This window comes from Mesorhizobium sp. CA10 (assembly GCF_020165285.1).
GTDB lineage: Bacteria > Pseudomonadota > Alphaproteobacteria > Rhizobiales > Rhizobiaceae > Mesorhizobium.
This window is the reverse complement of sequence record NZ_JAIUHV010000008.1, coordinates 108,235-122,701: the sequence shown is the minus strand read 5'-3', so window position 1 is coordinate 122,701 and position 14,467 is coordinate 108,235. Positions and strand designations below refer to the sequence as shown.

Below are 14,467 nucleotides of genomic sequence, written 5' to 3'. Positions count from 1 at the left end.
CCATGGGCTGGACGCTGGGCCGCTATTTCTTTTTCCGTTACGTCTCGATCACCTTCTGGTTCTTCCTCGGCCTGCTGGCCCTGGTGTTCCTGATCGACTTTACCGAGCTTTCCGGCCGCACGACCGGGTTGCCCGGCTTCACCTACGGCACAGCCTTCGCCATTTCGGCGCTCAGGATGCCGATGATAATGCTGCAGACGGTGCCGTTCGTCGGACTGTTCTCGGCAATGGCAACTCTGGTGTCGCTCAACCGCCGTTACGAGCTGGTGATCGCCCGCTCGGCCGGCGTCTCGGCCTGGCAGTTCCTGTTTCCGTGCTGCGTCGGCGCGCTGATGTTCGGCGTGCTGTCGGTCGCCGTGATCAATCCGATCGCAGCGCATGGCTTTTCCTGGTCCGAGCAGATGGAGAACGACCTCAGGGCCGGCAAGTCGAACGCCGTGACAACCAACGTCACGCCGTGGCTCAGGCAGAAGACCGAATCGGGCGACACCATCATCGGCGCCCGCGCCATCCTCAATCAGGGGCTGGAGATGGCGGACGCGGTGTTTTTCATCCTCGACCCGCAGGGCAACATCGCCGAACGCAAGGATGCGGCCAAAGCCCTCCTGCGCGACGGCTATTGGGAATTGCAGGACGTAAAGGTCTTCAAGGGAGGCAATATCCAGACGCTGGCGTCCGACAGGGTGCCGACCAATCTCAAGCCGGAATTCGTGCAGGAACGCCTGGCGCGCCCGGAAACCATCCCCTTCTACGAGCTGCCGCGAAAGATCGAGGTTGCCCGTTCCTTCGGACTCAAGGCGAATGCCTTCGCCATGCAGTTTGATTCGCTGGTTGCCTTGCCGTTCCTTCTCGTCGCCATGACGCTGATTGCTGCAACGGTTTCAATGCGATTTGCACGAATGGGACAGTCGGCAACGATGATTCTGGGTGGCGTCGTGGCCGGCTTTCTGCTTTATGTCGTTTCGGTACTGGTCAAGGCATTCGGTGTAGCCGGATTCGTGCCTACTGTGGTGGCTGCATGGGTTCCGGTTGTCGTGGCTATGTTCTTTGGGGTGACGTTTCTGCTATACAAGGAAGACGGCTAGTGAGGGAGGCGGTTTTGCGCAGCCATAGGCAGGCCGGTTTGGCACGCCTCTATGGGGCGACTGCCTTGGCGTGTCTGTTCGCTTGCGCGGTGCCGACGGCAGCCGCGCTGGCGCAGCAGATTACTGCCAAGTCCGTTCCTTCCGGCACCCAGATGCTGCTGGCCGCCGACACGCTTGTCTACGACAACGACAAGCACACGGTGACGGCCGTCGGCGGCGTGCAGATCGACTATGGCGGCAACAAGCTGGTCGCCCAGCGCGTGGTGTATAACCGCGACACCAAGCGCCTCGTCGCCAGCGGCGCCGTCGAACTGATCAACAGCGACGGCACCAAGGTCAATTCCGACCATATCGACATCACCGACGACTTTGCCGACGGCTTTGTCAACGCGCTGCGCGTCGAGACGATAGACAAGGCCTATTTCGCCGCCGAGAGCGCGGAGCGCATGGGCGGCGTGCTCACCACCTTCCACAACGGCGTCTACACCGCCTGCGAGCCTTGCGAAGACAAGCCGGACAAAGCGCCGACCTGGCGCATCAAGGCGCGAAAGATCATCTGGAACGGGGAGAAGAAGACGGTCCGCTTCGAAAACTCGAATTTCGAGTTCTTCGGCTTCCCGCTCGCCTATCTGCCGGCCTTCGAGATCGCCGACCCGACGGTGAAGCACAAGAGCGGCTTCCTGATCCCCGGCATCGTCTATAACAACCATCTCGGCGTCGGTATCAAAGTCCCCTATTATTTCGCCCTGTCTCCGACCTATGACCTGACCGTCACCGGCAGCGGCTATACCAAGCAGGGTTTCCTCGGCGAGGCCGAGTGGCGCCAGCGCTTCAACAACGGCCAGTACACGCTGAAGATTGCCGGCATCAACCAGCAGGATCCGAACGCGTTCATCGATACGCGCACGCTCGACATCAACCATGGCCATAACGTCAATTCCGGCCCGGAAGGCGACCCGAACAAGTTCCGCGGCATGATGGGCACCAAGGGCCAGTTCGCCATCAACGAGCGCTGGGATTTCGGCTGGGACGTGCTGCTCCAGACCGACAAGGAATTCTCGCGCACCTACAACATCGAAGGCTACAGCGACCTCGTCCACCAGTCGTCGATCTATCTGACAGGCTTGAGCGACCGCAATTATTTCGATGTCCGCGCCATGCGCTTCGAGGTGCAGGAAGACACGCTCTCCAGCGATCCGACGGCGCGCGCCGCCAAGCAGCCCTGGGTGCTGCCGTCGCTCGATTACGCCTATATCCCCGACACGTCGGTGGCCGGCGGCCAGTTGTCATTCAACGTCAATACACGCGTGATCAGCCGCAACCGGCTGGACGAAACACTTGACGGAGGCTCGGTTCTACGCGTTCCGGGTATAGAGGGCCAATCAAGCCGGCTGTCGGCGGAAGCCGAATGGAAGCGTACCTTCACTACCGACGACGGCCTGCAGTTGACGCCATTGCTGGCGTTCCGTGGCGACGCCGGCTATGTCAATGCGAATTCGGCTTCGCTTGACGCAATTACGTCGATGGCTAACAATCCCGTGGTGGGCACACCCGGCGACGACATGCGTTCCTCGCTTGCCCGCTACATGGCCACTCTCGGCCTCGAGGCGCGTTGGCCGCTCCTGTTCTCGATGGCGAACTCCAGCCATGTCCTGGAGCCGACGGCGCAGGTCTTCGTGCGCCCGAACGAGCAATATGTCGGCGGGCTGGCCGTCCCGAACGAAGACGCGCAGAGCTTCGTCTTCGACGCCACCACGCTGTTCGAGCGCGACAAATTCTCGGGCTATGACCGCATAGAAGGCGGCACGCGCGCCAATGTCGGCTTCCGGTATTCAGGCGCCTATGACAATGGCTGGGCCACGAATGCAATTTTCGGCCAGTCCTACCAGCTTGCGGGCGAAAATTCCTTTGCCGCGCCCGACCTCGTCAATGTCGGGGCCGAGTCCGGCCTGGACAAGCAGACCTCGGATTATGTCGGTCTTGTCGGCTTCAACAGCCCGAGCGGTTTCTCCGGCTCGCTGAGCGGGCGTTTCGACGAGCAGACATTCGAGGTGAGGCGCGCCGAAGTGAAGGCCGCCTATTCCAGCCTGCCGATATCGCTCAGCGCCAAATACGCCTTCATCGAGGCGCAGCCGCTCTACGGCTTCACCACCGACCGCCACGAGCTCACGCTCGGCGCTTCGGCCCATCTGGCGCAGAACTGGCGGCTGTTCGGCACCGGCACCTACGACATCGAGACAAATGTGCTGGTCAAGGACGGCGTCGGCTTCGCCTACAACGATAGCTGCTTCACTTACATCATGACGTATTCGCAGACGCGCGACACCGTCACCAAGGAAGTGTCGCAGAACATCGGTTTCAACCTGTCGTTCCGCACGCTCGGCGATTTCGGTTCGTCAACAAGCGCGGTCGATACCATCCAGTGATCAAGCGGCGGGCGCGCGGTCTCCGAGCCGTGTGCCGGCTGGGGCGCTGATGGGCTTTGGTCTTGATTTGGAGCGTGTTCCTTCGAAAATGGGCGCGTTTCCCAAGGCCATGCGGCGGCGACATCGTTTCGCCGCATAAGATGGGCATGGGGTCGACTGCATCCGCAAGCGTTCGGAGGACGCGCGGCGCAGCGATGGCGGGAAACTCGAGATGGGGAAAAATTAGGAAGGTAAGATGAGGAAATACCTGTTTTCAGCGGGATTCGCGCTTCTGGTCGCGGCCTCCATTTCGGTCACGGCTGTCGTGCGGCCTGCTTTCGCCGCTGAGATCAAGTATGTCGTCAACAACATGCCGATCACCACCGGCGACATCGCGCACCGCGCCGCCTTCTTCAAGCTGCAGCACAAGAAGGGCGATGCCGCGCAGGAGATGATCGACCAGACGCTGCGCCTGGCCGAGGCCAAGCGGCTCGGCATCCACATCACCGACCAGCAGGTCGACGCCGCCTACCAGCGCTTTGCCTCGGGCAACAAGATGCCGCTGGCGAAACTCGACGCGATCATGGCGCAGTCGGGCGTCACCAAGGAACATTTCAAGGAATTCATCCGTGCCCAGATGGCCTGGAACCAGGCGCTCAGCGCGCGCTACCGCTCCGGCGAAGGCGGCTCGGTGACCGAGCAGGACGCCGTGCGGCGCATGCTGGACAAGGGCGGCGCCAAGCCGACCGCGACGGAATACATGCTGCAACAGGTGATCTTCGTGGTTCCGGCATCGGAGCGCGCCGGCACGCTCGCCAAGCGCAAGCGCGAGGCCGACGCCATGCGCGCCCGCTTCAGCAGCTGCAGCACCACGCGGGAATTCGCCAAGGGCCTGATCGACGTCACCGTGCGCGACCTCGGCCGCGTGCTGGCGCCGCAATTGCCGTCCGACTGGGCCGAGCAGATCAAGGCGACCAAGGTCGGCGCCGCGACGCCGACGCGCGAGACCGAGCGCGGCGTCGAGTTCATCGGCATCTGCTCCTCGCGCGAGGTTTCCGACGACAAGGCCGCACAGATGGTGTTCCAGGCGGAAGGCAGCAATGACAAGGACGCCGACGAGCTCAGCAAGAAATATGTCGCCGAGCTGCGCCAGAAGGCCAAGATCGTCGAACGCTAGAGCCGGATGATTTCAGGTCGAGTCGACCTGAAATCTGAATCCGGCTCTAAATCAAAGAGATAGGGCATGATGTCGTCCGAAGACCGCTGCACACTTTTCGGCATCATGCTCTGAGCGACAAGCGTGCGATGCCGCAGCCAGCCGACCGCATGAGCACGCAGAAGACCCACGCGCCGCTGGCGCTCAGTGTCGGCGATCCGTCGGGCATCGGGCCTGAGATCGCCATCGCCGCCTGGCAAGCTGGCGACAGCGCCGGTGTGCCGCCCTTCTATCTGCTTGCCGACCCCGCTTTGATCGAAGCCCGCGCCCGCCTGGTCGGCGCGAATGTGACGATCGCCGAGACCTTGCCCGGACAGGCGGCGCACCACTTTGCCCGGGCTCTGCCTGTCGTTCCGCTCGATGCGCGTCATTTCGACAGCCCGGGACAGCCGAACCCGGCCAACGCCGCCGGCACCATCGAGGCCATCGACCGCGCCGTCGCCGACTGTCTCGCCGGCCACGCCGCGGCGATAGTCACCTGCCCGATCTCCAAGAAGCCGCTTTATGATGCCGGATTTGGCTTTCCCGGCCACACTGAATATCTGGCACACCTGGCTTCGCGCCACACCGGCAGGGATGTGACGCCGGTGATGTTGCTGGCGGGACCGGATCTGCGCACCGTTCCGGTGACCATCCACATCGCTTTGGCCGAAGTGCCGAAGGTACTCACGACGGAGCTGATCGTCGCGACCGCGCGCATCACCGCCGCCGATCTCGAGAGCCGCTTCGGCATTGCGCGGCCGAAGCTTGCGATCGCCGGACTCAACCCGCATGCCGGCGAAGGCGGCGCCATGGGCCTGGAGGATGCTGCGATCGTGACCCCGGCCGTCGAGATGCTCAAAGCGGAAGGGATCGACGCGATCGGACCGCTGCCGGCTGACACGATGTTTCATCCGCGCGCGCGCGCTTCCTATGACGCGGCGCTCTGCATGTATCACGACCAGGCGCTGATCCCGGCCAAGACCTTAGCCTTCGACGAGGCGGTGAACGTGACGCTGGGCCTGCCCTTTGTCCGAACCTCGCCCGATCACGGCACCGCTTTCGACATTGCCGGCAAGGGTATTGCGCGCGCCGACAGCCTGATCGCCGCGCTAAGGCTGGCGCGCCGGCTGGCCGACAGCGGACGGCAGGCCACCGCCGCGTGAGGATCCATTGAGCGGGCGCACCACAATCGACGGGTTGCCGCCGTTGCGCGAGGTGATCGAGCGGCATGGCCTGCAGGCCAAGAAGGCGCTCGGGCAGAATTTTCTGCTCGACCTCAACCTGACAAGCAAGATCGCGCGCGCCGCCGGCGATCTCGGCGAGGCGACGGTGATCGAGGTCGGCCCAGGCCCGGGCGGATTGACGCGGGCGCTTCTCTTCAACGGCGCGCGGCGCGTGATCGCCATCGAGCGCGACGAGCGCTGCCTTGAAGCGCTGGCCGAGGTCTCCAGCCACTATCCCGGTCGCCTGGAGGTCATTCCCGGCGATGCGTTGAAGACGGATTTTGCCGCGCTTGCCGGCGGGGCGAACGGCGGGCCGGTGAAGATCGTTGCCAACCTGCCCTACAATATCGGCACCGAGCTTCTGATCCGCTGGCTGACGGTGGCCGATTGGCCGCCCTTCTACCAATCGATGACGCTGATGTTCCAGCGCGAGGTGGCGGAGCGCATCACCGCGGTCCCGGACAGCGACGGCTATGGCCGGCTCGGCATCCTAGCCGGCTGGCGCACCGAGGCGAAGATCGCCTTCGACGTGCCGCCGCAGGCATTCACGCCGCCGCCGAAGGTCACCTCATCGGTGGTGCATCTGGTGCCGCGCTTATCTCCCCTGCCCGTGGACGCCAGAAAGCTGGGCCGCGTCACCGAGGCCGCCTTCGGCCAGCGCCGCAAGATGCTCAGGCAAAGCGTGAAGAGCCTTGGCGGCGAGGCGTTGCTGACGCGGGCCGGCATCGACCCGACGCGGCGGGCGGAGACGCTCAGCGTGGAAGAGTTTGTCAGGCTGACCAACGCGGTTTGACCGCCAGCGTCACTGGAATCCAGACCCCGGCGCCATAGATAGTCAGGCGAAACCAGCCGGAGCCTGCAATGCCTGCCTATGTCATTTCCGATGTCACTATCCGCGACAGGGAGGCGTTCGAAACCTACCGAACTCGCGCCGCGGCCTCCATCGCCGCGCATGGCGGACGCTATCTCGTTCGTGGCGGCGAGGTGGAGACACTGGAGGGGAGTTGGAAACCCGGGCCGCTCATCGTCGTCGAGTTTCCCGACATCGAGACCGCGCGGCGCTGGTATCGCTCGGGCAATTACGCGGCCGCACTTGAGGTTCGCGACGCTGCGCTTAGCCGCAACCTCATTCTGGTCGACGGGATCAGTTCGTGACGCGGCGAATTGCCCGAAAACGGCCGCGCACGATCAAGCTGAGGCGCTTTTTGCCGAGAAACGGGCGGCAACGGGTCGCAAATAGAGGTTTGGTTCACTTTTGCTTTTTGTACCGCCGCAGGCCGGCGCTGCCCCTCATCCGACCCTTCGGGCCACCTTCCCCCGTAAGCGGCGAGAAGGAAGAGTCACCCCGTCTTCTCGTCCAGCAAGCCCGAAATGAAGTCGAACAGCCCCGGCCGCCTGTCTCGGCGAAGCCGCTCCGCCGTGACGATGGCGCGGACCTCGGCGAAGGCGCGGTCGAGATCGTCGTTGACGATGACGAAGTCGTATTCCTTCCAATGCTCGATCTCGAGGCGGGCGTTCTTCAGCCTGGTCTCGATGACCGATTCCTGGTCCTCGGCGCGGCGCTTCAGGCGCGCCTTCAATTCCTTCATCGACGGCGGCAGGATGAAGATCGAGACGATGTCGGCGCGCATCTTCTCCTTGAGCTGCTGGGCGCCCTGCCAGTCGATATCGAACAGCATGTCGCGGCCTTCGGCCAGCGCGATTTCAGCGGGCTCGCGCGGGGTCGCATAGCAATTGCCGTGCACTTCGGCCCATTCGAGCAGCGCATCGGAATCGCGCAGCCGCTCGAACTCGCGCATGGTGCGGAAGTGATAGTGGACGCCTTCGATCTCCGAGCCGCGGCGCGGCCTTGTCGTGACGGAGACCGAAAGCTCGAGACTTCCATCGCTTTCGAGAAGATTGCGCGCGATGGTCGACTTGCCGGCGCCCGACGGCGACGACAGCACCAGCATCAATCCGCGGCGGCGGATGCGGGACCCCAGATCCCTGGCGGCCGTCGGCTCCTTGGCAACCATCCCGTCACTCCAGATTCTGGACCTGCTCGCGAAACTGGTCGACCACCGCCTTGAGCTCCAGCCCGATCGCGGTGACCGCGGCAGCGTTCGACTTGGAGCATAAGGTATTCGATTCGCGATTGAATTCCTGCGCCAGAAAATCGAGCTTGCGACCAACGGCGGCGCCGCTTTTGAGCAGCGCGCGCGCCGAAGCGATATGCGTCTTCAGCCTGTCGATCTCCTCGCGGATGTCGGCCTTGCTGGCGAGGAAGGCCGCTTCTTGATGCAGCCGGATGGCGTCGAGATTGGCCGAAGCATCCGTCAAGAGGCGCACCTGCTCGGCGATACGCTCGCGGATTGCCGCGGGCTCGCGCGACGGGTCGGCCTCGGCCTTCAGCGTCAGCGCCTCGATGATATCGACATGGCCGGCAAGAAGCGCGCCCAGCGCCGCGCCCTCGCTGCGGCGCGCCTGCTCCAGCCCGGCGAGCGCCATCTCGAGCGCAGACAGGATCGCGGCGTCGAGAGCGGCCCGCTCCTCCTCCGTCTCCACGGCTTCGGGAATGTCGAGCACACCGCGCAGGGAGAGCAGGCCGTCGGCGGTGGCGGGCTCGGTGCCGAACTGCTCCTGCAAACGCCTGGCCAGCCCTGCCAGGTCCTTGAGGAACGCCTCGTTGACCACCGGCTGGATTTGCCTTGCGGCGGCGCGGCCGACGGTCAACGTCGCCTGGAAATTGCCGCGCGCGAAACGCTTCTGAACGGTCTGCCGGACGGCCGTCTCCAGCCGGTCGAAACCCTGCGGCAATCTCAGCCTCACCTCGGCGCTCTTGCCGTTCACCGATTTCACCTCCCAGGCTATCGAGGTGCCCTCGCTTTCAGCGGCGCACCGCGCAAAACCGGTCATGCTTTGCAGGCTCATTGCCCTGTCGTCCCCCTGTCGCAGCCAAGGCATGCGTTGCCCAGCGCTGCGCGCCCAAAAATCGCCGGACGATCGGCCGGCGTCCCCTCAAAACATGAATATGGCCTCGCGTCAAAGGACGCGTTCTTCTGCGTGGTGCATGTCGTTTCCCAAAACCGCTGGCGCACTTTTGGGCGAATGCAGTGAGTTTCGATGCATGTCGTTTTCCCAAAACCGCTGTGCGCTTTTGGGCGACATGCATTGCGCCTATTGCGCGTCGTCGCCGCCGGCGTCGCCATTCTCGCCATTGGCCCCGGCGTCGCTGCTGTCGGCGTTGTCATCGGGGGCTGCCGGCGCCGTCGTCTGGCCCGAGGCCTTGGCGGCGGCATCAGCCTGCTTCTTCTGCAGCGCCCGGTAACGGGCGACGTTCTGGTTGTGCTCTTCCAGCGTCGCTGCAAAGACATGGCCGCCATTGCCGTCAGCGACGAAATAGAGGTCGTCGGTCTTGGACGGATTGGCGACCGCTTCAAGCGCCGCTCGGCCCGGATTGGCGATCGGCGTCGGCGGCAGGCCCTTGATCATGTAGGTGTTGTAGGGCGTCTGCTTGTCGAGGTCGGACTGGTAGATCGGCCGGTCCGCCGGCTTTCCTTTGCCGCCGAACAGGCCGTAGATGATGGTCGGGTCGGACTGCAGCCGCATGCCCTTGGCCAGGCGGTTGAGGAACACCGCGGCGACGCGGGAGCGCTCGTCGCTCCTGCCCGTTTCCTTCTCGACGATCGAGGCGAGCGTGACGAAGTCGTCGATGTTGGCGATCGGCAGGTCGGCCGCGCGATGCGACCAGACATCCTCGACCAGCTTCTTCTGGTCGGCGACCAGCTTGTCGACCATTTGCTGCCTGGTGGCGCCGCGGGTGAAGCGCAGCGTGTCGGTGGCGATGGTACCTTCCGGCGGCAAGGTCGGCGGCATGTCGCCGGTGAGCGCCTCCTGATCGGCGACGCGCTGCAGCGCCTGCTCGACCGTCAGCCCTTCAGGAATGGTAAGCGAGTACATCACCGACTTGCCGCTCTTGAAGAGCTCCATGATGTCGCGCATCGAGGCGCGCGGCTTGATGGCGTATTCGCCGGCCTTAAGCGCCGATTCATTGCCCGTGGCGCGCACGCCGAGCCGGAAGATGCGGGCATCGCTGATCAGGCTGCGGCGTTCCAGCTGGTCCGCGATCTCCTGCACGCCGGTGTTCGGCTTGATCATGAAGGTGTCGCCATTGGCGGACGGGCCGGGCTCGACGAAAGCCTGCATGCCGAAATAGAGCGCGGCACCCGAGGCGATGACCGCAAGGATAACCATGGAGAGGAAGAAGTTCAGGAACACGACGAACTGGCTGCGCGAAGCGCGCGAGCGCTTCGACGGCGGCGGCGTGCCGGCTTCCGGGCGCAACGCCTCGGCCGCAGTCTTCGGCATGATCGGCACCTTTGTGCCCTGCCGTGCGAAATCCCCGTCGCCGCCCGGATTTGTGCTCCCAGGATTTGTGCTCATGGCGCCCTACCGTCTGATCTTGCAACGAATCCCCTAGCTACAAACTAGGGGAGAATTTGGCAAAAATGACGGCAGGTGGCGGGACTGCCGGCTGGTTGTCTTTTTCTGAGCAATCCCGGGGCGGAAAGCGCTGAGCACTCTTTCCGGGATTGCTCCCGTTGGCCTTTCAGCCATTGTAGCGCTGGAACACGAGCGAGGCGTTGGTGCCGCCGAAGCCGAAGGAATTCGACAGCGCGACATCGATCTGACGCTGGCGCGGCTTGTTCGGCACGAGATCGATCGCCGTCTCGCGTTCCGGATTGTCGAGATTGATGGTTGCCGGCGCGACGTTGTCGCGGATGGCGAGGATCGAGAAAATCGCTTCCGCGGCACCCGCGGCGCCCAGCAGATGGCCGATCGACGACTTGGTCGACGACATCGAGATCTTCGAGGCGGCATTGCCGACCAGCCGCTCGACGGCGCCGAGCTCGATCGTGTCGGCCATGGTCGAGGTGCCGTGCGCGTTGATGTAGTCGACGTCGGCCGGCGAGAGTTTCGCCCGGTTCAGCGCCGCCATCATGCAGCGGAAGGCGCCATCGCCATCTTCGGCCGGCGCGGTGATATGGTGGGCATCGCCGGTCAGGCCATAGCCGGTGACCTCGGCATAAATCTTGGCACCGCGGGCCTTGGCGTGCTCCAGCTCTTCCAGGACGACGACGCCCGCGCCCTCGCCCATGACGAAGCCGTCGCGGTCGCGATCATAAGGACGCGACGCTGTTTCGGGGCTGTCATTGCGCTCGGTGGACAGCGCGCGGCAGGCGGCGAAGCCGGCAATCGACAGCCGGGTGACCGGCGCCTCGGCGCCGCCGGCCAGCATCACATCGGCATCGCCCCACATGATCAGCCGGGCGGCGTCGCCAATGGCGTGCGCGCCGGTCGAGCAGGCAGTGACCACCGCATGGTTCGGGCCCTTCAGGCCGTGGCGGATGGAAACCTGGCCCGAGACCAGATTGATGATCTGTCCGGGGATGAAGAAGGGGCTGATGCGGCGCGGGCCGCGTTCCTTCAGGATCATCGCGTTCTCGGCGATGCCGTCGATGCCGCCGATGCCGGAGCCGATCAGAACGCCGGTGGCGCACTGGTCCTCATGTGTCTCAGGCTTCCAGCCGGAATCGGCCAGCGCCTCGTCGGCGGCCGCGATGCCGTAGAGGATGAACTCGCCGATCTTGCGCAGTTCCTTCGGCTCGAGCACAGCCTCCGGATTGAAGGTGCCGTTCGAGCCGTCGCCGCGCGGAATGATGTGGGCGATCTTGCAGGCAAGATCGTCCACCTCGAATTCGGTGACGCGCCGGCAGGCGCTGCGGCCGGAGAGCAATTCCCGCCAGCTATGCTCGACGCCCATGCCGAACGGCGAAAGCAGGCCAAGGCCCGTGACGACGACACGCCTCATCGCAGGTCCTCCCCGGTTATGCCTGCGAAAGAACTCAGGCCGAGGCCTTGTCGATATACTTGACGGCGTCGCCGACGGTGAGGATGGTCTCGGCCGCATCGTCCGGAATCTCGACGCCGAACTCTTCTTCGAACGCCATGACGAGTTCAACCGTGTCGAGGCTGTCCGCGCCCAGATCGTCGATGAAGCTCGCCTGCTCCGTCACCTTGTCGGCATCGACGCCGAGATGCTCGATGACGATCTTCTTGACGCGCTCTGCGGTGTCACTCATTTGGGGCAATCCTCGTCTTAGGTTGTCTATCTTCGTTAGCGGGCGGAATGCCGCTAATCAAGCTGAAAGATGGTCTTGCGGGCAACGCAACGCCACAGGACCGGTTTTTGCCCGAACCGCCGGGTTGCGGGCCGCATTACACGAAAAATGACGGGCGTCCAAGCCGAAATGGCTGTTTTCACAGGCGCCCGCCCCACCTCAGATCATTGCCATGCCGCCGTTGACGTGAATGGTCTGGCCGGTGACATAGGCCGCCTCGTTGGAGGCGAGATAAGCGACGGCGGACGCCACTTCAACGCTGGTGCCCATGCGCCGGGTCGGGATCGCGGCCATGATCGTCTCTTTCTGCTTGTCGTTGAGCTTGTCGGTCATGGCCGATTCGATGAAGCCCGGGGCGACGCAGTTGACGGTGATGTTGCGGGTGGCGATCTCCTGCGCCAGCGACTTGGAAAAGCCGATCATGCCTGCCTTGGAGGCGCAGTAGTTGGTCTGGCCGGGATTGCCGGTGACGCCGACCACCGAGGTGATGTTGATGATGCGGCCATGGCGGCGGCGCATCATCGGATGGGTCAGTTCGCGGGTCAGCCGGAACACAGCGGTGAGGTTGACCTCGATCACCGAATCCCAGTCGGCGTCCGACATGCGCACGAACAGGCCGTCCTTGGTGATGCCGGCATTGTTGACCAGGATGTCGACGCCCTCGAGATCGGCCTCCGCTTTCTGGCCGAGCGCCTTGACCGCGTCGCGGTTCGTCAGGTCCGCCGGAAACAGTTTTACGCGGTCGCCCAATTCGCCCGCCAAGGCTTCCAGCTTCTCCACACGGGTGCCGTGCAGGCCGACGATCGCGCCCTGGCTGTGCAGCACCCTGGCGATCGCCTCGCCGATGCCCCCCGATGCGCCGGTGACGAGCGCCTTGCGGCCGGTCAGTTCGAACATATCTTCAACCTCATTTTTCCAGACGGCTGCAAGCAGTCGCGTTCCGTATACGTCATATCGTCCAAGTCACGCTAGACAAGCGTCGGACATTGGCGAAGGCCTCCTTCCCGTCGTCATCCACGGGCGGAGCGGGAGCGAAGCGGACGCGTAGACCCGAGGATCCATGCCGTGACATTGGCCGAAGGATGCAACGGAGCAGAATTCTGCACCGCGGCGGCACTTCCAAGTCACGGCATGGATTCTAGGGTCTGCGCTGCGTCGCTTCGCTCCTTGCTCCGCCCTAGAATGACGAAAACGGGGCCTCACCCCAAAGCCGCCAGCGCGGCCTCGACTTCCGCCGCCGTGCCCACGGCGCCGGTGGCGATGTCGCGGTTGATGCGGCGCGCCAGGCCCGACAACACCTTGCCTGCGCCGACTTCGTAGAGGCTCGCAACGCCGTTGGCGCCAAACCATTCCACCGTCTCTCGCCAACGCACGCGGGCGACCACCTGCTCGACCAGGCGGCGGACGATCTCATCGGGGTCGCTGGTCGGGGTTACGGTGACGTTCGAGACGATCGGAACCACCGGCGCGGATTTCGCGACACCGGCCAGCGCCTCGCGCATTATGTCGGCGGCAGGCGTCATCAGCGCCGAATGAAAGGGGGCGGAAACCTGCAGCATCAGCGCCCGCTTGGCGCCTTTTTCGGTGCACAGCTTCGCCGCCAGCTCGACCGCCGGCCTGGCGCCGGAGATCACCAGCTGGCCGCCGCCATTGTCGTTGGCGACCTGGCAGACGGAGCCGTTGCCGACCTCGCGAGCTGCCTCGGCGCAAGCGGCCTCGACGTCGGCCTGTTCCAGCCCGATGATCGCGGCCATGGCGCCCTCGCCGGCCGGCACCGCCGCCTGCATGGCGTTGCCGCGGGTCCGAAGCAGCCGCGCCGCGTCGCCGACCGAAACGAAGCCGGCCGCAGCAAGCGCGGAATATTCACCAAGCGAATGGCCGGCGACATAAGCCACCTTGTCCTTCAGCGAGAAGCCGCGCGCTTCGAGCGCGCGCATCGCCGCCAGCGACATCGCCATCAGCGCCGGCTGGGCATTGGCGGTCAGCGTCAGCGTCTCTTCCGGCCCTTCCCAGATGAGTTTCGACAGTTTTTCGCCGAGCGCTGCGTCCACTTCCTCGAAGACGCGACGCGCTTCGGGGAATGCATCGGCGAGGTCCTTGCCCATGCCGACGGCCTGGCTGCCCTGTCCCGGAAAGGTGAATGCGACGGCCATTTGAGGTCTCTCCAGAGGCTGGTTTTGTCTGCCTCTGGCGCAAGGCGGACAGCCAAGTCAAGCCCGCAGGCGTCTCTTCGGCCTGCATTTCGGTCGGAAACCCTGCTGACTGCCTGTTCCAAAAGGCCTTTTACTTGATCACACCTGATGAAAACCGCTCACGTTTATTTTGCTGGCTCTTCTTATTTCCGCCACAGGCGCTAGCTTTGCGTGACATTTCGATGACAGTGGCGTGACGCGAG

Annotated in this window: 13 protein-coding genes; 6 read left to right on the top strand and 7 right to left on the bottom strand. The window is 64.2% G+C overall.

All coding sequences use genetic code 11. From position 1 onward, the window contains the following. The first annotated feature begins 2 nt into the window (after positions 1-2). The 6 genes from lptG (at position 3) to LB535_RS17900 (ending at position 7,066) form a co-directional block, all read left to right on the top strand. Positions 3-1,085, top strand: a complete 1,083-nt coding sequence (gene lptG, locus LB535_RS17925) for an LPS export ABC transporter permease LptG (RefSeq protein ID WP_224633143.1) — start codon at positions 3-5, stop codon at positions 1,083-1,085. Further along, a complete protein-coding gene (locus LB535_RS17920; protein ID WP_224633142.1) occupies positions 1,085-3,511 on the top strand; it encodes an LPS-assembly protein LptD in 2,427 nt (808 codons plus the stop codon). The genes lptG and LB535_RS17920 overlap by 1 nt, the downstream gene beginning before the upstream one ends. Positions 3,512-3,746: 235 nt before the next feature. Continuing rightward, positions 3,747-4,667 (top strand): SurA N-terminal domain-containing protein, encoded by a 921-nt coding sequence (locus tag LB535_RS17915; protein ID WP_224524998.1) that lies wholly within the window; start codon positions 3,747-3,749, stop codon positions 4,665-4,667. Positions 4,668-4,795: 128 nt separating this feature from the next. Beyond that, positions 4,796-5,851: a 4-hydroxythreonine-4-phosphate dehydrogenase PdxA gene (gene pdxA, locus LB535_RS17910; RefSeq protein ID WP_224544069.1), complete on the top strand. Its 1,056-nt coding sequence runs from the start codon at positions 4,796-4,798 to the stop codon at positions 5,849-5,851. A gap of 7 nt (positions 5,852-5,858) precedes the next feature. After that, the gene (rsmA, locus tag LB535_RS17905) at positions 5,859-6,704 is read left to right on the top strand and encodes a 16S rRNA (adenine(1518)-N(6)/adenine(1519)-N(6))-dimethyltransferase RsmA (protein WP_140842357.1); all 846 of its coding nucleotides are present in this window, start codon (positions 5,859-5,861) and stop codon (positions 6,702-6,704) included. 68 nt (positions 6,705-6,772) lie between these two features. After that, positions 6,773-7,066 (top strand): DUF1330 domain-containing protein, encoded by a 294-nt coding sequence (locus tag LB535_RS17900; RefSeq protein WP_224525004.1) that lies wholly within the window; start codon positions 6,773-6,775, stop codon positions 7,064-7,066. A gap of 185 nt (positions 7,067-7,251) precedes the next feature. On the opposite strand, the gene gmk is transcribed toward LB535_RS17900, so the two are convergent. From gmk to fabD, 7 genes are all read right to left on the bottom strand, one after another. Next, positions 7,252-7,926, bottom strand: coding sequence for a guanylate kinase (gene gmk / locus LB535_RS17895; RefSeq protein WP_095767013.1), 675 nt, complete (start codon positions 7,924-7,926; stop codon positions 7,252-7,254). Between the two features lie 4 nt (positions 7,927-7,930). After that, positions 7,931-8,821 carry a YicC/YloC family endoribonuclease gene (locus LB535_RS17890; RefSeq protein ID WP_224633141.1) on the bottom strand — a complete coding sequence of 297 codons (891 nt, stop codon included), beginning with the start codon at positions 8,819-8,821 and terminating at the stop codon, positions 7,931-7,933. A 246-nt stretch (positions 8,822-9,067) separates the two neighbouring features. Beyond that, on the bottom strand, positions 9,068-10,258 hold the full coding sequence (mltG, locus tag LB535_RS17885; protein WP_224633140.1) for an endolytic transglycosylase MltG: 1,191 nt from the start codon (positions 10,256-10,258) through the stop codon (positions 9,068-9,070). Between the two features lie 241 nt (positions 10,259-10,499). Then, entirely contained in the window at positions 10,500-11,762 is a 1,263-nt protein-coding gene (fabF, locus tag LB535_RS17880; protein ID WP_095767010.1) for a beta-ketoacyl-ACP synthase II, read from the bottom strand. Between the two features lie 34 nt (positions 11,763-11,796). Next, positions 11,797-12,033, bottom strand: coding sequence for an acyl carrier protein (locus LB535_RS17875; RefSeq protein WP_006203723.1), 237 nt, complete (start codon positions 12,031-12,033; stop codon positions 11,797-11,799). 198 nt (positions 12,034-12,231) lie between these two features. Then, positions 12,232-12,969: a 3-oxoacyl-[acyl-carrier-protein] reductase gene (gene fabG / locus LB535_RS17870; protein ID WP_140783695.1), complete on the bottom strand. Its 738-nt coding sequence runs from the start codon at positions 12,967-12,969 to the stop codon at positions 12,232-12,234. A gap of 302 nt (positions 12,970-13,271) precedes the next feature. Further along, positions 13,272-14,225 carry an ACP S-malonyltransferase gene (gene fabD / locus LB535_RS17865; protein ID WP_224633139.1) on the bottom strand — a complete coding sequence of 318 codons (954 nt, stop codon included), beginning with the start codon at positions 14,223-14,225 and terminating at the stop codon, positions 13,272-13,274. Positions 14,226-14,467 lie beyond the last annotated feature (242 nt).